The sequence below is a fragment of the Brevibacillus sp. AG162 genome (assembly GCF_006715575.1).
Classification (GTDB): Bacteria; Bacillota; Bacilli; order Brevibacillales; family Brevibacillaceae; genus Brevibacillus; species Brevibacillus brevis.
Genome location: NZ_VFNO01000004.1, coordinates 240,983 through 261,259, shown reverse-complemented (window position 1 = coordinate 261,259; position 20,277 = coordinate 240,983). Strand labels below are relative to the sequence as shown.

Genomic DNA, 20,277 nt, shown 5'->3' with positions numbered 1-20,277 from the left:
AGGGACAAGCATTTTCGCTTGTCCCTTCTTTATTTCGACAAAAAATCATGGATTTCGTTCACTGTCTCTTGCGGATGCGTCACCATCAGCAAATGTTGTGCTTCTGGTATCACTTTCACCTTGGCCTGCTTCACAATCCGCTGATAATTGACAACTGCCTGACGATGAAACTGCTGCTCGTCTTTTGATAAAAAGCTGTCGTCAGCCAGCAGTAAAAGCACGGGGCATGTCAGCTGTTGGAACAATTCCGGTTGGCTATGGACGCTGTACTCTTGGAAATAAGCAGAGAACCCCTCCCTCGGCAAACGGTAACCGTAGCTGCCGTCTTCCCTTTTCAATAGCTCCTCTCGCATCCAGCCCTCTGGCATGACTCTCGTACCATATCGCTCTGCGAACTGCCTTTCTGCTTCCTCTACGGAAGAAAACCGCGTGGTAGCCAGCCGCTCGACAACCTTCTCCCTATTGAATCCGGGCACTTCTCCCAAGGAATAATAGCCTCCATCCAGCAAAACGAGCGAAGCTACGCACTTGGGCTCGCGGATCGCAAGCATCTGGGCAGGCACAGCAGAAAAGGACGCTGCGACAATCGTCACTTGTTCGAGCTGTTCTTTCTCCAACAGTTGAATCAAATCCGTTACGATCCTCTCAAACGAAAAGGAATTATCCTGGCTCTCAGAATTCCCGTGACCACGGATATCTACCGCAATCACCCGATATCGCTCTGCCAATGCTGGCACGATGGGCGCAAACAGTAGCTTCGTGTTGCGAATGCCATGCAAAAGCAGCAGCGCAGGTGCACCTGGCTTTCCGGTGACGCCGTACTCCAGCGTGCCCCCTTCTACCTGCAAACGATTGACCTGCGAAAACAATGCTTCGTTCATTTTGCTTGCCTCCTTACTAAATACGCCCCGGAATCAGCACGCCTATATGCTCTGGATGTAGTCTGGCGATGTAAAACAATGCTGCGACGATGCATACACTTGCCACTAACGTGATTACTTCTGTTTTTTTCCACCGTTTGCTGCGGTAAAAGCGATGCTGACTGTTACGCATGCGAAAGCCTTTGGCATCCAATGCATTGGCGATCAATTGCACACGCTTGAGTGAGTTGAAGATGAGCGGCACAAGCAAGTAGCTGTACTTCCTGATGCGTTCTGGAACATTTCCTTCGCTCGTCGACATCCCTCGTACCATCTGCGCTTCCCGAATGATCGCCAAATCATTTTTGACAAGGGGAATAAAGCGAAAAATGAGCGAGAGCAAATAGCTGATCGAAAACGGAACGCCAATCCCGCGAAGTCCCATTGCGATTTCTCTGGGCGAAGTTGTAAACACATAGTACATCGACAATAACGCGACATTCGCCAGTCGAAGTCCCATTCCCAATGCCCATAAGACACCGACATCCGTAATTTGCACGGGATAGTGGATCAACGGAATGGTGCTGCTCCAGTACGGAGTGCCTACATTGGTAAACGGCAGCCACGTAATCACAGCAAAGCACGAACCGATTCCACCAACCAACACGTACGCCTTAATCATGGAGCGCTCCCAGCCCAGCTTGGCAATCAACGCGATGTTTACCGCCAACAGAATGATAAGCGCACGTGGGTCCTGGAATAAAAAAGGGAGCAAGCCCAGCAGCACAAATACAAGCAGCGTGTAGCTCGGATGGGCATTCTTCATCTTAGTTCCCCTCTCCCAGCAGCTGTTTTTTCATCGCTGTCAGCGTGAGTGGAATCGGATCATGGACATCCACTGCTTTCCCGAAACGATACATGGCAGGCGCTTCTACTTGGGCAGCAGCTACTACTTGCGGCTGCGAAAATACGTGCTGTGGGTCCCCGTCGCATAGCAGCTTTCCTTTATGCATAACGATCACTCGCTGAGCGTACTCCGCTACCAGACGCATATCATGCGTGATGACAATGATCGTATGACCTTCTGCGTGCAAATGCCGCACCAACTCCATCATTTCTTGCATGCCTCGGTAATCGAGACCGGTCGTAGGCTCGTCCAGTACGATCACCTGCGGCTTCATCGCCAAGATCGAAGCCACCGCAATCTTTTGTCGCGTGCCTTTGCTCGAAAAATGGGGCTCTTCGTCGCCCTTGTCGGATAACCCCACTGCTGCCAACGCCTCCGCGACAGCTTGCTCTATTATTTCAGGCGGCCAGCCCATGTTTTTGGGCCCAAATGCTACCTCCGCCTTTATGGTCGAATGAAAGATTTGATGATCAGGATTTTGATAGCAATACGCCACGATTCTCGATAGTTGGGCAACGTTCATCGTCTTGGTATCGAGACCATTCACTTTGACAGTACCCTGTGTCGGCTTGTATAGACCGTTACAATGCTTAGCCAATGTCGTTTTACCGGAACCGTTTCCCCCGATGATGGCGACGAATTCTCCCTGTTTCAGTTGGAGCGAAACGCCATGCAGCACCGGCTTTTCCTTTTCATAGCCATACCAGACCTCATCGAATTCAATGACGATACTCACAGGCTTCCCTCCCGAACGAGCTGCCCTTCCTTGTAGTGGAGTGCCAGCTCCTCAACAGTCAGAGGCACACCAGCAGAGGACGATGACATGACGCCTTCCTGGCATAGCATGTGATAGAGTCGGATGACATCCGGGACCAATATGCCATGCTCATCCAACACGTCCACTTGGGCAAAAAATTGGCGAGTCGGCTGGTCCAAAACGATTTTCCCCTCTGCAATCAGAATCATTCGGTCGCAAAAGGCAGCGAGTTCTTCTGTCGCATGGGACGATACCACAATCGTCATTTCTTTTTCCTGCTTCAGCCGTGCAAGAAGCGAGAAGACCTCCCGCGCTCCCACCGGGTCCAGCTCGGAAGTAGGCTCATCCAAAATGAGCACCTGCGGACTGTGGGAGAGAGCAGATGCAATTGCCACCCGCTGCTTTTCTCCCCCCGACAGCTCAAGAGGCGAACGATTAGCAAAGCCGTTCAATCCGATCAGATCGAGTACCTCTGCCATTCTTTTTTCAATTCGTTCGTCCGACCACCCAGCATTCTCAAGCGAGAAGGCAAGCTCCTCTTCGACGGTCAGCCCGATGAACTGCGTCTCCGGGTCCTGAAAGACGATGCCTTGCTCGCTTTTGGACTCGACACTCCCCTCGAAGTGTCCACCGTAGTTAGCCGGAATCAGACCTGACATCGTCAATAGCAGCGTTGTTTTCCCTGCGGCAGCAGGCCCGACAACGCCGACCACTTCCCCTGGATAGAGCGCCAGATGAATGTCCGCTAGCGCAGGCAGTGCTCCCTCTTCATAGTGCCAATTGACTCCGTTTACTCGCAGCAATAGTTCTGTTTTCACCTTGCGATCCTGCTTTCATTTCCGAGATAGTTGAATTCCTGCAAGGGGCGACCCCGGTATAGTCCAGAGCGCTTCACGAATGGGTGCAACAGCTTCAAGAGGATTGGCCCCAGAATCGCCGTTGAAATGGCTTGGTTCAAGAACACGGTTGGGATGTACCATACCGCCACCTCTTTTGGTGTCAGGCCCAGCGCCACGTTAATCAAAATCGCGCATGCTACTACTGCAGAGCTGATGATAACGACAAACACAATGTATTGAAGGACGCTCCGCTTTGTTTTCAGTGCAGGGTGACTCACAGCAAGCAACCCGATAAAGCCCCCCATAAAATTAGAAAAGAAACCGACCGCGATCGCATGAGGCGGTGCGCTTCCGGTTAACAAATCACTGACCATATTTCCAAAAGCAAGGCCTATGCACCCCGGCAAACCGAATAACATGCCAAAAACGGGCTGAAGGGCATTGGCCGGACGGATCGGTACGGAAGGAATGAGCTTGATATTGGCAAGCATAATAATGGCAACAGCGTAGAGCGCGGCTGTGACGACAATCAGGACGTAATCTACCGTCGTCCACTTCCGTCGAAATAGAGTCGAAAGCATCAGAATAAACCCTCCTTGTGTCAGGTGTTAATGTTTGGAATATTCCTGTAGCCAGTTTACTCTCTCTTTTCTGGATCGTCTAGAAGAGGGTGGGTAAAACCATTGTTCAAGGCTGTAGTGGTGGGGAGGAAACAGGAGAAAACGCTCAGCTTCTAGGGCCACCCCCTGGGGGATTGACTGCCCGACTCCATGCAAAAAGCGAAACCGCGTCCAAAGTGGTCCAATCAGGATGTGTTTCAGAGGTGGACGCTTAAAGGCGTGTTTCGCTTTTTGCATTGCGTCTCGGTCGGTGTCCCTAAGATCTTCGCTGTTTTCTCCTGTTTCCTCTGCGAGCTGTTTGGTGTCCCCTTGCATTAATTAGGGAGAATAAAAAAGAGAGAGAATCATTGTTCTCTCCCTCCCGAATTCACTTTCAAATATTATTCAAAAGCCACGTTAGAAGAAGTGCATTTCCAGTCCAAGCGCCTCTGGAGCCCAACCTAGCTCCGGAATAAATGGTGGGGAATTTCAGCTTCACTTATGGAATCCTTCTTCGAAACTTCTACGTTTGAAGCGCTCCCACCATTTATTCCGGGGCGGGCAGTCAATCCCCCTCGCGGGGCGGAGGCCGAAGCGCAGACTGGAAATGCACTTCTTCTCCACGACAGCCACTCTACTCCTCAAACTTCACCATTTCCAAATTGGTTTTCTTGATCTTCACCAAGTACAGCAAATAGATCAAGCCGACAATGGTCCAGAGCAAGCCGAGCATCATGGACGTTTCTTCCAGGTTTACCCACAGGAAGGCGATGAACGTTGTCCCGATGAGTGGAGACAGCACGAAGCCCCACCAATCCTTGATATGCTTGTTCTTTTGTTTGCGGAAATAGTACGCCATTACGCTGATGTTCACAAAGCTAAAGGCGATTAGCGCGCCGAAGTTAATAAAGGAAGTTGCCGTTAACAAATCCATATACAAAGCGAACAGCATCAGCGCTCCGACCAGCAAGACGTTAAGCAAAGGAGTTCTTAGCTTCGGATGTACATAACCGAACCAGCGTCGCGGCAAAAATCCATCTCGTCCCATTGCGTACAATAAGCGCGTTACGCTCGTGACAGATACGAGCCCGGATGCCAGTGTCGAAGACAACGCTGCCGCCAAAAACACCAATTGAAAGATCGTCCCACCGATAAACAGAGCAATCTCCGCAGAAGCCGCTTCTGGATCAGACAATACCGAAACATCAGGAAATAATGATTGCATGAAATAAGATGCCGTAATAAATAGCGCTCCTCCTGCGAGTGCTACGAGCATAATCCCGCGTGGAATCGTCTTTTTCGCATCGACAGTTTCCTCCGTTAGCGTGGTTACTGCATCAAAGCCAAGGAAGGAAAAACAAAGAATCGCCGCACCGGAAAGCAGTGCAATGACAGATAGATCCGGTGACACAAAAGGACGCAGGTTGAATACTTGTCCAAGCCCGTCACCTTGCATAAGACCACGGATTGCCAATCCCGCAAACAACACGACGACCACGACTTGAAACAACACGAGAAACGAGTTGACGGATGCGGTTACGGTTACGCGAAATACGTTTAAACCCGTCACCAATACAATGAATCCAATAATCCACCACGCTGTCGACACGTCAGGAAACACGGACGATAGGTATACCCCCGTCAACAAAGCGTTAATCATCGGTAAAAACAAATAATCCAGCAAGGACGCCCAGCCTACCAAAAATCCTGCATAGGGATGAATCGTTTGTTGCGTATACGTATACGCGGTCCCTGCTGAAGGGAATAGCCGTACCATCTTTCCGTAGCTTGCCGCCGTAAACAGGATCGCAAGAAGTGTGACTGCATAAGCAGCAGGAACGTGCCCCCCCGTTTCTCCAGAAACAATGCCAAAGGTGTCAAAAACGGCCATTGGGGCCATGTAGCCCAGTCCAATTACGACAATATGCCGCAGCTTCAAACTACGTGTTAGTTCTGCTCTCCCGTTCACTGCCTGTCCCCCTTTTTGTAACAGAATAATTATACACGCTGATTTATAATCACGAAAGAAAAAAGCGCTGTTGCACACGGGTTCTCCATGCACAGCAGCGCTTGATTTATATGAGTATTTCCTATGCTTTTGGCAGTTCAAAGGAACTCTTCAACGATACAATTCGGTTGAATACGAGTTTATCATCTGTCGTATGCTTCGGATCGACATTGAAATAGCCATGACGGAAAAATTGATACTTGTCTTGTGGCTTGGTTTCTTTCATATTTGGCTCCACATAGCCTTGCAGCACTTCCAACGAATTCGGGTTAACGTTGTCGAGGAATGTGCCCTCTGCCTCTTCATCATCCATAATCAATGGCTCATACAAACGGAATTCAGCAGGAACAGCACTGGTCGCATCCACCCAGTGAATCGTACCTTTTACCTTGCGACCTGTAAAACCACTGCCGCTCTTCGTCTCAGGGTCATACGTGCAATGGATCTCGATCACATTGCCATCAGCATCCTTCACGACGTCATTGCATTTAATGAAATACGCGTGCTTCAGACGCACTTCATTTCCCGGGAACAAGCGGAAATACTTGCTCGGCGGGTTTTCCATAAAGTCATCCTGCTCAATGTAGATTTCGCGGGAAAACGGAATTTGACGATTGCCCATCTCTGGATTCTCTGGATTGATCTCCGCTTCGAGCATCTCGACTTGTCCTTCCGGATAGTTCGTGATGACGACCTTCAACGGATTCAAAACAGCCATCGTACGTGGTGCCTTCAGCTTCAGGTCCTCACGGATGAAATACTCCAGCATTTTCTCATCAACGGTGCTGTTAGCGCGCGCTACGCCTACTTCACGAGCGAATGTGCGAATCGCTTCCGGTGTATAGCCGCGACGACGGAAGCCTGCAATGGTTGGCATGCGCGGGTCATCCCAGCCGTCTACTACATTCTCATCGACAAGCTGTTTCAGCTTGCGCTTACTCATAACGGTGTTCGTCAGGTTCAAACGGGCAAATTCGTACTGGCGTGGTACCTTCTCCATTTCGCACTCGCGGACTACCCAGTCGTACAACGGGCGATGATCTTCGAATTCCAGTGAACACAGAGAGTGTGTCACGCCCTCAATGGCATCCTCCAACGGATGAGCGAAGTCGTACATCGGATAGATGCACCATTTGTCGCCCGTGTTGTGATGCGTCGCATGGGAGATTCGATACAGAACCGGATCACGCATGTTGAAGTTCTGAGAAGCCATATCGATTTTCGCACGCAGCACCTTTTCTCCGTCCTTGAATTCCCCTTGGCGCATCCGTGCAAACAGGTCCAGGTTTTCCTCCACAGATCGGTTGCGGAACGGACTATCTGTACCTGGCTCTGTCCATGTTCCACGCATTTTACGCATGTCTTCGGGAGACAGATCGTCTACGTAAGCCAGACCTTTTTTAATCAACAGCACCGCACGGTTGTACATCTCTTCAAAGTAATCAGATGCAAAAAACAGCCCGTCCCAATCGAAGCCAAGCCATTGAACGTCCCTTTTGATGGCCTCTACGTATTCGATGTCTTCCTTTACCGGGTTGGTATCGTCAAAACGAAGGTTGGCCTTGCCGGAAAATTCTCGTGCCAACTCAAAGTTGAGGCAGATTGCTTTTGCATGTCCAATATGAAGATACCCGTTCGGTTCTGGGGGAAAGCGGGTAATGATTTCCTTTACTTTGCCCTCTTGCAAGTCATCAATCATGATATTGCGGATAAAATTGGATGCCGCTACCTTGTTTTCCAATGAAATCAACCTTTCACTTCACCTTTACATTCCATAATACTGATTCTCTACCCAGAGTTCAACAAAATCGGGTCGTTGACCGACCCGCTTACGTCTTCTGTTGCTGCCTCGTTTGCCATTGTGACCTGCAATACAGATGAATGACAGAATCAATGGCTAAGCGCTGCTCCGTGATCCCTCGAATCGTTTCGAGATGCTTCGGGGAAATCAAATGCAGCAAAGGCTGTTCAACATGATTGAAACGTTGGAATGCTTCCGCTGCAATCCGATCCCACTGCGGGTAATACCGAAGCAAGTCATCGGGCATTACGCGGGCGCGGTCCGTGTCGGACTCGGGCAAACAATCAAAAGGTTCATCCAGATTTAACGTGCCATAATCATCGGTCAGCTCTTCGCCCGGAAAAATATCCCGTGCAGCCAATTCCAGATCATACATGGTCGGCACACAATTCGCATGAAAGCTGTGGTTCACGTACCTTGCCTTATCCCAACAAAGAATGTACTTTCCGAACTGGTTCTTGAATGAATATTTTTGCACGTCCTGTTTTCGTAATGAGTCAAGTCTTTCCACAAATGCAGGGTCCAATACCTGGTCCAAATCATCCTGTGCCCATACAATCGTTCCTTTTGGGATAAACCTTGTCGCAAACACACCGTACCCGATCTCATCGTTGATATAGCGCAATTCTGTATCGGGATGCATCATGGTCTTTGTTTCACTCCTTGGCGAATGTGCCTTTTTATCATCATAAGCAGTTCAGCCCCAGGAGGTGTGTGAATGTCTGCGAAAAACAACCTTCCCCATAGCATTCCTGACTATTTTTCTGGATTAAAATATTTTTCTTATTTACCACAAATGGTAAATAGTCTATATTATTGGCAAACGGAGTTTTAGGAACATTTTCCCACAACGATCGAATCAGTCTATGTGTCAATTTTCTACTTCATCCATTGATATCGAAACGGCATACCCGGGGAAATCCGGCGACGCAAAGCTACAGGGGCTACCTCCGCAACAGCGGACACGCTTGCCAGCTACCGAAGTATTGATGTAGGACGAGACCAATGATCCTATATCATTGGTCTTTTTTTGCGCTCGCAATGTCTATTTTTGTCTATTTTTGTATGTTTGTGTATTTTTAACTTTTAAAGGAGGTGAGGCAACAGCGGATAGCCGGTTTAATGAATCATTATTCTATTCATCATGAAGGAGGTTTCATAGGAATGTCATTCTGGAAGAAACTCTCGACCGTCGCGCTGACTGCTGTCATCGGGGTATCAACATTCTCTGGGGCACAAGCTGCTAATCGTCCAACATCGATGTCACCGAACGCAATGGTGACGACTCCTCACTATCTGGCTACGGCTGCGGCCCTGAAGACATTGGAAAACGGTGGTAATGCAGTAGATGCTGCTATTACAGCCGCTTCCACATTAGCTGTCGTCTATCCTCATTACACAACCATTGGCGGAGATAACTTCTGGCTCATCTACAATGCCAAAACAAAAGAACTGAAGGCGCTGAACGGCAGTGGTCGCGCAGGCGAAAAGGCAACCATCGACTATTACAAAGGCAAAGGCTACGAAAAAATCCCGTCCCGCGGTTATGAATCGGCAAACACTGTCCCTGGTGTCGTCTCCGGCTGGTGGGAGGCGTACAACTACGCCCATAAAAGCATGGGCAACAGTAAGCTTCAATGGCACAAACTGCTGGAGCCGGCCATTGGATACGCCGAGAACGGATATCCAGTCTCCCCCAACCAAGTATATTGGACGAAATACGCGACAGATCCAACTGACAATGACTTGAAAAATCTTCAACGTTTTGATGGATTCCGCAAAACATTCCTGAAGCCCAACGGCGATTCCTATGCCGCAGGCGAAATTCTTAAACAAAAGGATCTTGCCAATACTTTGCGAATCATTGCAAAAAAAGGCGCTGACGGTTTTTATAAAGGAGAAGTTGCTAAAAAAATCGTAGCAGACATGCAAGCCAACGGTGGATTGCTCACGTTGAAAGATTTTGAGAAGCACACCTCCACTTGGGCAGATCCAATTTCGGTAGACTACCGCGGTTATAAAGCGTACAACGTTCCGCCTAACTCCCAAGGCATGGCATCGCTCTCCATTCTTAATGTTCTGAATAATTTTGACCTCAAGAGCATGGGTGAAGGAACACCCGATTACTATCACACGATTGTCGAAGCTACCAAACAGTCTTTTGCTGACCGCGACAAATGGCTGACTGACCCTGCCTTTGTGGATATCCCTGTGGATGAGCTGTTGTCCAAGGAGCACGGGAAAGATTTAGCTGCGCGCATTGATATGAAGCAAGCCGCCAAATCCGTAGAACCGCTTGATCCAAAAGGCGATACAACCTGGTTCGGGATCGTCGACAAAGATGGCAATGCAGTGTCTATCATTCAGAGTCACTACTTTGACTGGGGTTCCGGCATCGTAGCGAAAGATACGGGCATCCTTTTGCAAAACCGCGGAAGCTATTTCTCTTTGGATCCCAAACACATCAATCACTTGGAACCAGGAAAACGCACTTTCCACACAATTAACCCAGCGATGCTCTTTAAAGGGGACAAGCCTTATCTCCTCTACGGAACACAAGGGGGAGAAGGACAGCCGCAAACGCAAGCCGCTCTCGTCACGCGTATCGTCGACTTTGGTTTCAGCGTGCAAGACGCAATCGAAGCGCCAAGATGGTTGCATGGACGCAACTGGGGATCTGCTTCCAACAATCTCAAGGTGGAAAGCCGCATCCCTCAAGAAGTCCTGGACGAGTTAATAAAACGGGGGCATCCAGTCGAAAAGCTGGAAGCAGCCTATACCGATACGATGGGACAGTCCGGCGCAATCCTGATTGACCCGCAAACCAATGTAAAATTTGGCGGTGCTGACCCTCGCGGTGAAGGCGCAGCAATGGGATATTGATATTTTGTCAGGCTGCTGAGTAAATCTCAGCAGTCTACCTGTTTCTATTTCGCAAACACGGATTAGGAGTGGAAAAACCCTATGTTTTTGTTCAACAAACTCAGGAACAAAATGATCCTTTGGTTTCTCGTCGTGGCCGTCATTCCACTTGCTGCCGTTTCGTCTTTTATCACGAGCAGCTTTTCATCCATTCTGATTGATAAACAAAAATCATCCTATGTTGACCTTACTTCCAGTACAGCCATAGCTATGGATCAATATCTGGACCGGCGTATGACAGAAATTCAAGTTTTAGCCCGTACCTCGGATATTCAATCCGATGATGCAGCGGCAAAAAATGAATTCATCCGCAAGTTTACCGAGGAAATGAAACTGTATGACGGAAATACGTTTATCGCAAGCGATGGAAAAGTAACGGCTGATACGTTCCCCAAAAGCGTTGGAATCAATCTTGGCGAGCGCCAATTCTTCAAAGACGGTATGCAGGACAAGCCCAGCTTCTCCGATGTTCTTGTTGCGAAGACAACCGGCAATCGCTCTATCATCGTCGCTTCCCCTGTAAAAGCGAAAAACAATGAGAAGCTTGGTGTCTTGACAGGGCTCGTCAATGTAGATGACTTCACAGCTACATTTCTCAAAGATTTGAAAGTAGGCAACGATGGTTATCCGATTCTCGTTGATAACAAGGACCACATTCAGTACCATCCCACCCAGGATCTGATCGGAAAACCGCTTGAGGAATCCGCTCTGCCGCAACCATTAATGGAAATCCTTAAATCAGGAAAAACGGAAAAGGGCTCATACAGCTACTCGGACAATGGCAAGGACTACGTTGTCACCTATTCCCCCATTCCCAAGACCAACTTTGGTTTGTATCTGCATATCCCCGTCGAATCCATAACGTCTGCGGTTTCATCCGTTACCACCATGGTTACGATCATTGTCATCGTTGTTGTTGCTGTCGTGGTCGCAATCGCATACGCTGTTTCCCGGCAAATCTCACGCCCTATTGCGGCAGTTGCCTCCGTGGCTAACCGCATTTCCGAGGGTGAACTGACTGTACAACCCTTGCAGATTCGAACCAAGGATGAGGTTGGACAGCTATCTCAATCAGTCAACACAATGGTGCTCAACCTGCGAACGATTATTCAACAAGTAAATGATACAGCTTCAGATCTTGCTTCTTCAGCAGAGGAATTGTCGGTCAACGCCGACCATACGAGCAAGGCTACCGAACAAATCGCCATAACGATTCAGGAAGTAGCTTACGGTGCGGAAAAGCAAGTGAAGAGTGTAGAGGAAAGCGTCACTGCAATTCAAGGCGTATCGACAGGGGCTCAGCAGGTTGCCACGAATGCACAGCAAGCTGCCGAATCGGCTTTGGGCGCTTCCCAAATTGCAGTGGAAGGCAATCAGGCCCTTCAGGTCGTGATCAGCCAGATGCAGTCGATCGAGAACACTGTCGGCAACATTGCCGATATCGTCAAACGATTAGGAAACAGCTCGCAGGAAATCGGACAAATCGTACAAGTCATCACCGCCATAGCTGAACAAACAAATCTGTTAGCACTTAACGCAGCTATTGAAGCGGCGAGAGCTGGTGAACAGGGGCGCGGATTCGCCGTTGTGGCAGACGAAGTACGCAAATTGGCTGAGCAGTCCGCGCAATCCGCGCAACAGATTAAACTGTTGATTACGACGATTCAGCTCGAATCCAACCAGGCTGTCCTTTCGATGGAACAGGGCACCAAAGAGGTCGCCACTGGACTTACGGTCGTTAACAATGCAGGCAAGTCCTTCGAACAGATCCAAGATGCTGTCACGCAGGTGGCAAGCCAAATTCAAGAAGTAAAGGCTTATTCTGAGCAAATGTCTTTTGGCACCAAACAGGTGGTAGAATTGGTCAGTGTCATTGAAGAAGTAGCGGAGAATTCTGCTGACGGAACACAAAGCGTGTCGGCCGCCACAGAAGAACAGCTGGCAGCTATGGAAGAAGTCAGTTCATCAGCTACTTCTCTGGCAAGAATAGCCGAAGAACTGCAATCTCATGTAAGCAAATTCAAGATATAGTCCAAACAACGAAAACAAGGAAAGCCGCCATGCATGTTGCCCGGCGGCTCTTTCCTGCTTGCGCTTATACAAACTCCCACATCCGGTCAGGATGGTTCGTGCAAATTTGAACCTGAGGATGCCACGAAATGACTTCGCGGATATGCTTCGGATCATCCAGCGTCCACGCGATGACTTTGAAGCCTTTTTCAATCGCGGCTACAGTTAGCTCGCGAGTCAGGAACGGATATCCCATGGAGAGAATCGTAGCACCTGCTGCCTCCATCTGTTCCAGCATGAGTACAGGGCGACCATATACAATCAGACCTGTCTGCACTTCTTGATCGAGCGTGCGTACGTGACGGATCAAATCGTGGTCAAATGAAGTCAGGTACACCTCTTGCTTCATGCCATGCTTTTCTACAAGCGCGAGCACCTTTTCTGCGATACCAGGATACATGTCACTTGTTGCTTTCAACTCGATATTTAGCGTGCAGCGACCTCTTACTGCGATCAGTACTTCCTCGAGTGTAGGGATTTTTTCGCCTGCAAACTTGTCGCCAAACCAGCTCCCTGCATCCAGCTCACGCAGCTCTGCCAAGGTATGATCCATGACCAGACCACGGCCATTGGTCGTGCGTTCCAGCGTAAAGTCATGAATCAGCACCGGAACACCGTCACGCGTCAGCTGTACATCAATTTCCATTGCTTTGATAGCTGGCTCTGCCAAAGCCAATCGAATCGCTGTCATTGTATTCTCCGGGGCTTTGCCTGACCACCCGCGATGTGCCATACAAATGTTCATGTCGCCAGCTCCTCTATCGTTTCGTTTCTGTTATTTTTTCAAAAGCTTGCTGCCTTTTTCCGTCGCCGCCTGCATCGCTTCATCTACCGTCGCTTGGCCTAGCATCGCACGCTGCAGTTCTTTTTGAATCACATCCTGCAATTCTTTGTAGCCTGGAGCCATTGGACGAGGATAGCCGTATTGCAGCTGATCTACCGCGACCTTGAAGTTTGGCTCTTTTTCATAGAATGCCTTCATTTCAGCCGAATCGATTGCTTCTGTCGTAACAGGCATATAACCGGAAGCGATTGACCAAGGAACTGTTTGCTCGGTGTCGGTCATCCACTTCATGAATTCCCACGCTGCTTTTTTCTCTGCATCGGTCGACTTCGCCAGCATCACGAGATTCGCGCCGCCCGTTGGCGTACCAAACGTTTTATTGGCTGGCAAGAAAGCTGCACCCATGTCAAATTTGGCATTTTTCTTCAATTCCGTCAAGGAACCAGTCGAGGTAAAAATCATGCCCACTTTTTGATTCAGGAAGTCTTGCTCCGCTACATCCCACGCGTTGTAGTTCTCCCCTGGAGGGTTTTTCATAATGCCTTCCTTCACCATTTTGGACCAGAGCTCAAGCGGTGCCTTTCCTGCTTCATTGTTGATGGTCAGCTCCTTGCCGTCCTCGCTTAGGATGTTGCCCCCGCCTTGGAAAACAAGCGCTTCGTAGAACCAAATATCAACAGGCGTCGAGAAGCCGTACCGGGTAATTTTGTCTCCCTCTTTTTTGCTCAGCTTTTGCGAGAAGCTGACGAGCTCATCCCACGTTTTCGGACCGTTTGAATCAAGTCCTGCTTCTTTTAACATATCACGGTTGATGTACAGCAGTGGAGTGGAGCGATTAAATGGCACTGCGTACAGTTTGTCATTCCAATAAGAGTTTTTCATAAGACCAGGAATGTACTTCTTTTCATCCCCCTGCGAGTAAGGCGTCAAATCTTCCAAAACCTTTGCATCCGCAAATGCCGCGATTGAAGCGATCTCGACCATCGTGACATCTGGATTGTTGCCCGCTGCTACAGATGCCAGTACTTTCGAGTGATTCTCTTGATACGCACCTTGGTAGGCTGGTTTGACGATAATATCTTTATGTGTTTCATTGAATTTTTTGACCATATCCTCAATTGTTTTCCCACGAACGCCACCCAACGCATACCAGAAATCAATTTCGACAGGGCCGCTGGATGCTGTAGACGCTGCCGGCTGAGAAGTGCTGCCAGTACTAGCAGACTGTTCTTTTCCAGATGATCCGCACCCAGCCAACACTCCTGACAATCCGATAGTCAATGCACATAGAATCGTTCCAGTCTTTTTCATGGAAAACATGGTTTGATTTCCTCCCTAAGAGCTATCTTTTATTATTTGGATTGATAGATGAACGCTTTGATAATATGCCGTTGTGCCACGAAGAAAATCACGAGAATCGGTAGAATGAGGATCATGTTGCCCGCCATCATGACGTTCCACAAGGTTCCGCCGTCGGACATGTGCAAGCTGGATATTCCGATCGGCAAGGTGCGAACCTCGTCGCTGTTGGTCATAATCAGCGGCCAGAAATAGTCGTTCCAATGGTAGATAAAGCTGAAAAGTCCGAAAGTGACCAGCACAGGCTTCGCCATCGGCACCATGATCGTCCACATGATCTTCCATTCGGACGCGTTATCCAGACGTGCTGCCTCGATCACTTCATCGGGCACCTGCATGAATGCTTGCCTGAGCAGGAAGATTCCGAAAGCACTGGCTGCGTACGGCAGGATGAGCGACCACAGCGTATTGACGAGTCCCCAGCCACTCAATTGCACGTAAATCGGCAAAAAGATGACTTGTCCGGGAATCATCAAGACAATCAAGACGAGACCAAACAACAGATTGCGACCGGGAAACTTGTAGCGGGCAAAAGCGTAAGCTGCGGGCACCGCCGTCAAAAATTGCAGGATCAAAATCCCCACCGCAACCAGAATGCTGTTCCAGGTGTACATAAGGAACGGACCTGATTCCCACGCTTGAGCGAAGTTGCTCCACTCCCACGTCTCAGGCAAAAGCGTCGGGGGAAATTGCCGGACCTCTGGCATCGTTTTGAAAGCCGTCGATGCCATCCACAGAAACGGGAACACAAACAGGAAAGCCACGATCAAAAGCCCAATCCATTCCACGGTCTTGCGTGAAGCCAAAACCACTCGATACATGCTGCTCCTCCTTTCTCACGAGTTCATCAGCGATAATGCACGCGCTTGGACATCACCAGGAAATGCAAAGCTGTTAAAATCCCTACCAGTATCAGCAAAATGACAGAGGCAGCCGAAGCAATCCCGCCATTGTAGAAGTCCATGCCCTGCTCGTAAATGTAGTAGACAAGCATGTTCGTACTATTGATTGGACCACCCTGTGTCATAATGGCAATCGTGTCAAACGCTTGAAAGGATGAGATCGTATTGATAATGAGCAAAAAGAAAATCGTCGGCGACAGCATCGGTATCGTAATACGCCTCAGCGTCCGCCACCACGGCGATTGATCGAGCGCCGCTGCCTCGTATATATCGCCCGGAATGCTTTGCAAACCTGCGATGAAAATGAGTGTGTTATAGCCGACACCTTTCCAAATGCTGACGATGATCAGTGACAACAAGGAGCTTTTCGGGTCAGTCAGCCATGTATACGCAGGCAATCCGACCGCTTCCAGTCCTGCGTTCAACAGGCCAAACTGCGGGTCCATCAGCCACATCCACAGCATCGAGACAGATACCAGCGAAATGATGTGAGGACTGAAAACAGTCGCCTGAATAATGCCGTACACCTTTGCCTTTTTGTTCAGCCATAGTGCGAGCAGGAAAGATAGTGTCAGGCCGATCCCTACTGTCGCAATGGTAAAGACCGCGGTATTTCCCAATACTTGATGAAAATCCCCGTCTACCATCAAGTCCTGATAGTTTTGCAAGCCTACCCATTCCATTTGCTCCAGATTGATCAAGGACCAGTCCTGAAAGCTCAAATAAATGATCGAGCCAATCGGGTAAAAGAAGAACAGGACAAAGCAAATCAATGCGGGTGCCAGATACAAGTACGGACGCAGCCGGGACGCTAGGTCAGACCATGCGAGTGTAGACGGACGCACTTCTGTTTTCGACTGGCTTACACCAGGCAACTCCTGTACAGTTGCCGCTTTTCGCATCAGCTATCCCCTCCTGCCCGTGTCGATACAGGCTCTCGTCCACTCATACGACCCACTCGTTTTCCGCTACCCTTTTCGAACACATACATGTACTCCCACTGCACAGTGACCGTGACCGAGGAGCCGACCTGCATCGCTACCTCCGAGTCCGCTTTGACGATGACCCTGCCTTTTTCCGTCTCTACGTGAAGGAGCGTGTCTGAGCCAAGAATTTCCCTGGATACGACCTGACCTCGTGCGTTCCACATCTCTTCGCTCGTAATGGCAGAGACAGCCAGAGGCAACAACACTGCTTTTTCCGGGCGGAATCCCCATACGTGCTCACTCTTGCCCTCCGCTGAAACAATGTTCATCGGCGGAGAACCGATAAATTGGGCAACAAACAGATTTTCCGGCTCCTGATATAAATCCATCGGGGCCGCTACTTGCATAATGTGTCCGTCATTCATGACAACGATCTGATCGCCCATGGTCATCGCCTCTACCTGATCATGTGTCACGTAGATGAAGGTGCTGCCGAGCTGCTTGTGCAGGCTAGTCAATTCCACACGCATCTGATTTCGCAGCTTTGCATCGAGATTGGAGAGGGGTTCGTCCATCAGGAAAACCTTTGGCTTTTTCACCATGGCCCTCGCGAGTGCAACACGTTGCCTTTGACCACCGGAGAGCTGAGAAGGCTTGCGCTTGAGATAATCGGTTAGCCCGACGATTTCCGCGATCTCCTCTACCAGCACCTGACATTCCTTTTTCGATGTTCCACGATTTCTCAAGCCATAAGCGATATTGTCGTACACGTTCATGGTTGGGTAGAGGGCGTAATTTTGAAAAACCATCGCAATATCACGCTTGCCAGGTGGCAATTGATTCACTGTTTGATCACCGATCATGATTTTGCCGTCCGTCACTGTTTCCAAGCCAGCGATCATCCTGAGTGTGGTTGATTTCCCACAGCCGGACGGACCTACCAGAACCGTAAAGGAGCCATCTGGAATGACCAAATCCAATCCTTTGACCACACTTTGATTCTGAAAGGCTTTCGTTACCTGCTCCAACACCACACGTGCCATCTGTTTTTATTTCCCTCCTTGCGCCTTTGCGGCCAGCATTTCCGTAACAAATGTCTCAAAATCGGCGTGGCGGTAATCCGGAGAAGCGTAGAGCCATTTCTCTTGTCCGTACCACTCCAGCACGACAGATTGCACACCCGCTCCTACCGCAGCCAATACATCATACCGACTGTCACCGATCATCATGGCTTGCTCGGGACTTTTGCCTAGCGCTCCCAGCGCTTTTTGTACAGGCTCAGCAGACGGCTTGCCTCGTGATACATCATCGACCGTGACGATTGCCTCAAACAGATGCTCAATTCCTGCCATCTCCAGACCGGCCAATGTAAACTCCCGTTGCTTGTTCGTGACGATCGCCATCGTAAAGCCCGCCGCCTTCAGCTTTTCCAACCCTTCGCGAACAAACGGAAACAGTTTGACGTGTTCTTCATGATGCTCCCGTACATAGGCGAAGTATCTCTGCAGCACTTCCTTTTTGTCAGGGACGCCCGCTGCTGTAGCAACTGCCGCCAAAAAATCATCAAACGATTCGCCAAAACGTGCGAGCAGCTCTTCTCTGCTAAAATGTCCCGGTGCGTACTGCTCAGCCGTAAAAGCAACGGCATCCACGACCGCATCCCGACTGTCCAGCAAGGTCCCGTCCAAATCAAATAACAACGCTTGAATCAATGTTCATACACTCCTTCCACAGCAGGGGATTTCCGACTGAAACAGCTGTCGCTCCATGCTTCAATACTTCCTCCATCTGCTCCCGCTTGCGAATCAGCCCGCCTGAAATGATCGGGGTATCGATCACACTTCGAAATTCTTCGATAAACTCTGGCAGCAAACCAGGCATCAGCTCAACAGCGTCAGGCTGTGTATCTTGCAGGGAAGTTAGGCCTGATTTAATCGAGTCGCTATCGACCAAAAACAAACGCTGAATCGTCAGCAGGCCTTGCTTTTTCGCCAGCTTGACCAGTGTGTTGCGCGTAGTGACGATCCCGTCTGGCTTGACGTAATGCGCCAGAAATGCGATGCCTTCCCGGTCATGACTGATTCCGCCAATCCGCTCCAAATGAAGAAATACAGGGATATTTTTCGACTTGAAATAATCCACGTAGCCTTTGATCACACCAATGTTGCCAATCGAGAGTACCGCAGCACTCAATTTTGCCTCTGCCGCTTTTTCCAGGTACTTCGCTTCTTTTACGGAAGCGATTAGCTTGTACTGTGCCAGTCTTGCATGAAACTGTTCCTGGTTCACTCGTTTAAGCCTCCTTATGCCCAAGACAAAAAACCCTGCGACATGACAATGCCAAAGAACTCTCGATGAAAGTGCTTGGAAAGGCTGTCGGGGGTTTCTCCATGGCTCCAACCGAAGGGATGTGTTCACTTGTTACTTTGAATGGTACTGTACGAGCGTTAAGGAAGCTTAAAGGGAATGTTAATTATCGGAAAAGATGTGGTTTACAATCGTTGATCGAGACTTTAGTGGAGGAGAGGAAAAAGGAGAAACCACTCAGGCTTCTTGTCACACCTGCTGGGGGTTTGACTGGCCGGTTCCATGGAAAAAGCGAAACCCGCGTCCAAAGTAGTCCACTCAGGAGGTAAGTTCAGAGGTGGCCGCTAAAATCGTGTTTCGCTTTTTCCATTCCACCTTGGTCGGTGTTCCAAAGATCCTTCGTCGGTTTCTCCTTTTTCCTCTCTACAGCTTTTGCTTCTCTATCAAGCTTACTACTATAAAAATAAAAACACCCAGAACCTAAATCAGTTCCGGGCGTTCCTATAAATGAATTTACGAAACCGCAATGACTGCATCCAATGCGATCAACGCTTCTGCTTCAATGGCTTTTGCCATTACATCGGTGTGGGGGTTATACGATTCGAGCAGGTCTGCATCTGCATACCCGTCAATCGCCAAAATAGAGCCTGCCTTCATACCGCGAAGTGCCGCAATCACGAACAGAGCGGTGTTTTCCATCTCGACTGCCAAAACACCAGCTTTTTGGTACAGCTTGTGCGGGAATTCCAACACTCCACTGTAAAAGACATCAAGTGTCAGCGTGATTCCTTCAAATACCTTCAAGTCTGATGCGTTTGCTCCCGCTGCTTGTACGAGTGCATCCACGACATGGCGATTGGCAACAGCCGGGAATCCCGCCGGAACCAATTGACTGGTCAAGCCGTCTTGGCGAACCGCTGCGGAGCTGATAACGAGGCTGCCTGTCTCGATTTCTTTTTGGTATGACCCGGCAGTTCCTACACGAATGATGACCTGAGCGCCTCCCTTCGCTAGCTCCTCGAAGCATACGGCTGCTCCAGGTGCACCTACACCATGGCTCACTACCGCTACCTCGACGCCTTTCCAAGTGCCCGCATAGCTGTGATACTCGCGGTTTTCCCCGATTTGACGCTGATCGTCGAGTTTCGAAGCAATCAAAGCTGCACGTTTTGGATCACCGCACACGATGACGCGTTTGGGCAGTTGTTCTGGATCTACCTTTAGATTCGTCAACAT

At 49.4% G+C, this 20,277-nt stretch carries 18 protein-coding genes and 1 riboswitch; of the genes, 2 read left to right on the top strand and 16 right to left on the bottom strand.

The window, feature by feature from the left end; translation table 11 throughout:
* Positions 1-29: 29 nt before the first annotated feature.
* The 8 genes from FB479_RS15075 to FB479_RS15035 form a co-directional block, all read right to left on the bottom strand.
* Complete coding sequence (locus FB479_RS15075) at positions 30-881, bottom strand: alpha/beta fold hydrolase (protein WP_142065845.1); 852 nt, start codon at positions 879-881, stop codon at positions 30-32.
* Between the two features lie 16 nt (positions 882-897).
* The gene (locus tag FB479_RS15070) at positions 898-1,686 is read right to left on the bottom strand and encodes an energy-coupling factor transporter transmembrane component T (protein WP_106654848.1); all 789 of its coding nucleotides are present in this window, start codon (positions 1,684-1,686) and stop codon (positions 898-900) included.
* A gap of 1 nt (position 1,687) precedes the next feature.
* Entirely contained in the window at positions 1,688-2,503 is an 816-nt protein-coding gene (locus tag FB479_RS15065) for an energy-coupling factor ABC transporter ATP-binding protein (protein WP_142065844.1), read from the bottom strand.
* Positions 2,500-3,342, bottom strand: a complete 843-nt coding sequence (locus FB479_RS15060; RefSeq protein WP_142065843.1) for an energy-coupling factor ABC transporter ATP-binding protein — start codon at positions 3,340-3,342, stop codon at positions 2,500-2,502. Before FB479_RS15060 ends, FB479_RS15065 begins: the two co-directional genes overlap by 4 nt.
* Positions 3,339-3,944 carry a QueT transporter family protein gene (locus FB479_RS15055; protein WP_142065842.1) on the bottom strand — a complete coding sequence of 202 codons (606 nt, stop codon included), beginning with the start codon at positions 3,942-3,944 and terminating at the stop codon, positions 3,339-3,341. Before FB479_RS15055 ends, FB479_RS15060 begins: the two co-directional genes overlap by 4 nt.
* Before the next feature lie 652 nt (positions 3,945-4,596).
* Positions 4,597-5,931: an APC family permease gene (locus tag FB479_RS15045; RefSeq protein WP_106654852.1), complete on the bottom strand. Its 1,335-nt coding sequence runs from the start codon at positions 5,929-5,931 to the stop codon at positions 4,597-4,599.
* A 121-nt stretch (positions 5,932-6,052) separates the two neighbouring features.
* Positions 6,053-7,720 (bottom strand): glutamine--tRNA ligase/YqeY domain fusion protein, encoded by a 1,668-nt coding sequence (locus FB479_RS15040; protein ID WP_106654853.1) that lies wholly within the window; start codon positions 7,718-7,720, stop codon positions 6,053-6,055.
* Between the two features lie 79 nt (positions 7,721-7,799).
* A complete protein-coding gene (locus FB479_RS15035; RefSeq protein ID WP_106654854.1) occupies positions 7,800-8,417 on the bottom strand; it encodes an SET domain-containing protein in 618 nt (205 codons plus the stop codon).
* Positions 8,418-8,665: 248 nt separating this feature from the next.
* Positions 8,666-8,754: riboswitch (cyclic di-GMP riboswitch) on the top strand.
* A gap of 181 nt (positions 8,755-8,935) precedes the next feature.
* Between FB479_RS15035 and ggt the strand changes: the two genes are divergently transcribed.
* Positions 8,936-10,654: a gamma-glutamyltransferase gene (gene ggt, locus FB479_RS15030; protein WP_142065840.1), complete on the top strand. Its 1,719-nt coding sequence runs from the start codon at positions 8,936-8,938 to the stop codon at positions 10,652-10,654.
* 81 nt (positions 10,655-10,735) lie between these two features.
* Positions 10,736-12,724: a methyl-accepting chemotaxis protein gene (locus FB479_RS15025; protein WP_142065839.1), complete on the top strand. Its 1,989-nt coding sequence runs from the start codon at positions 10,736-10,738 to the stop codon at positions 12,722-12,724.
* 64 nt (positions 12,725-12,788) lie between these two features.
* Here FB479_RS15025 and FB479_RS15020 read toward each other — a convergent pair whose 3' ends face one another.
* The 8 genes from FB479_RS15020 to FB479_RS14985 form a co-directional block, all read right to left on the bottom strand.
* Positions 12,789-13,508: a glycerophosphodiester phosphodiesterase gene (locus tag FB479_RS15020; RefSeq protein ID WP_142065838.1), complete on the bottom strand. Its 720-nt coding sequence runs from the start codon at positions 13,506-13,508 to the stop codon at positions 12,789-12,791.
* 30 nt (positions 13,509-13,538) lie between these two features.
* Positions 13,539-14,867, bottom strand: a complete 1,329-nt coding sequence (locus FB479_RS15015) for an ABC transporter substrate-binding protein (RefSeq protein WP_142065837.1) — start codon at positions 14,865-14,867, stop codon at positions 13,539-13,541.
* 32 nt (positions 14,868-14,899) lie between these two features.
* Positions 14,900-15,727 (bottom strand): carbohydrate ABC transporter permease, encoded by an 828-nt coding sequence (locus FB479_RS15010; protein WP_007720517.1) that lies wholly within the window; start codon positions 15,725-15,727, stop codon positions 14,900-14,902.
* A 26-nt stretch (positions 15,728-15,753) separates the two neighbouring features.
* Positions 15,754-16,710, bottom strand: a complete 957-nt coding sequence (locus FB479_RS15005) for a carbohydrate ABC transporter permease (RefSeq protein WP_106654860.1) — start codon at positions 16,708-16,710, stop codon at positions 15,754-15,756.
* Entirely contained in the window at positions 16,710-17,777 is a 1,068-nt protein-coding gene (locus FB479_RS15000; protein ID WP_106654861.1) for an ABC transporter ATP-binding protein, read from the bottom strand. Before FB479_RS15000 ends, FB479_RS15005 begins: the two co-directional genes overlap by 1 nt.
* 6 nt (positions 17,778-17,783) lie before the next feature.
* Positions 17,784-18,446: an HAD family hydrolase gene (locus FB479_RS14995; RefSeq protein WP_142065836.1), complete on the bottom strand. Its 663-nt coding sequence runs from the start codon at positions 18,444-18,446 to the stop codon at positions 17,784-17,786.
* A complete protein-coding gene (locus FB479_RS14990; protein WP_106654862.1) occupies positions 18,424-19,023 on the bottom strand; it encodes a glycerol-3-phosphate responsive antiterminator in 600 nt (199 codons plus the stop codon). The genes FB479_RS14995 and FB479_RS14990 overlap by 23 nt, the downstream gene beginning before the upstream one ends.
* A 531-nt stretch (positions 19,024-19,554) precedes the next feature.
* Positions 19,555-20,277, bottom strand: a complete 723-nt coding sequence (locus FB479_RS14985) for a nucleoside phosphorylase (protein ID WP_106654864.1) — start codon at positions 20,275-20,277, stop codon at positions 19,555-19,557.

Bases quoted from the DNA above. Each gene is read 5' to 3' on its own strand.
- FB479_RS15005 (WP_106654860.1), bottom strand. From the start codon at position 16,710: ATGCGAAAAGCGGCAACTGTACAGGAGTTGCCTGGTGTAAGCCAGTCG.
- FB479_RS15000 (WP_106654861.1), bottom strand. From the start codon at position 17,777: ATGGCACGTGTGGTGTTGGAGCAGGTAACGAAAGCCTTTCAGAATCAA.
- FB479_RS14985 (WP_106654864.1), bottom strand. From the start codon at position 20,277: ATGTTGACGAATCTAAAGGTAGATCCAGAACAACTGCCCAAACGCGTC.
- FB479_RS15070 (WP_106654848.1), bottom strand. From the start codon at position 1,686: ATGAAGAATGCCCATCCGAGCTACACGCTGCTTGTATTTGTGCTGCTG.
- FB479_RS15025 (WP_142065839.1), top strand. From the start codon at position 10,736: ATGTTTTTGTTCAACAAACTCAGGAACAAAATGATCCTTTGGTTTCTC.
- FB479_RS15055 (WP_142065842.1), bottom strand. From the start codon at position 3,944: ATGCTTTCGACTCTATTTCGACGGAAGTGGACGACGGTAGATTACGTC.
- FB479_RS15035 (WP_106654854.1), bottom strand. From the start codon at position 8,417: ATGATGCATCCCGATACAGAATTGCGCTATATCAACGATGAGATCGGG.
- FB479_RS15020 (WP_142065838.1), bottom strand. From the start codon at position 13,508: ATGAACATTTGTATGGCACATCGCGGGTGGTCAGGCAAAGCCCCGGAG.
- ggt (WP_142065840.1), top strand. From the start codon at position 8,936: ATGTCATTCTGGAAGAAACTCTCGACCGTCGCGCTGACTGCTGTCATC.
- FB479_RS15075 (WP_142065845.1), bottom strand. From the start codon at position 881: ATGAACGAAGCATTGTTTTCGCAGGTCAATCGTTTGCAGGTAGAAGGG.
- FB479_RS15010 (WP_007720517.1), bottom strand. From the start codon at position 15,727: ATGTATCGAGTGGTTTTGGCTTCACGCAAGACCGTGGAATGGATTGGG.
- FB479_RS15015 (WP_142065837.1), bottom strand. From the start codon at position 14,867: ATGTTTTCCATGAAAAAGACTGGAACGATTCTATGTGCATTGACTATC.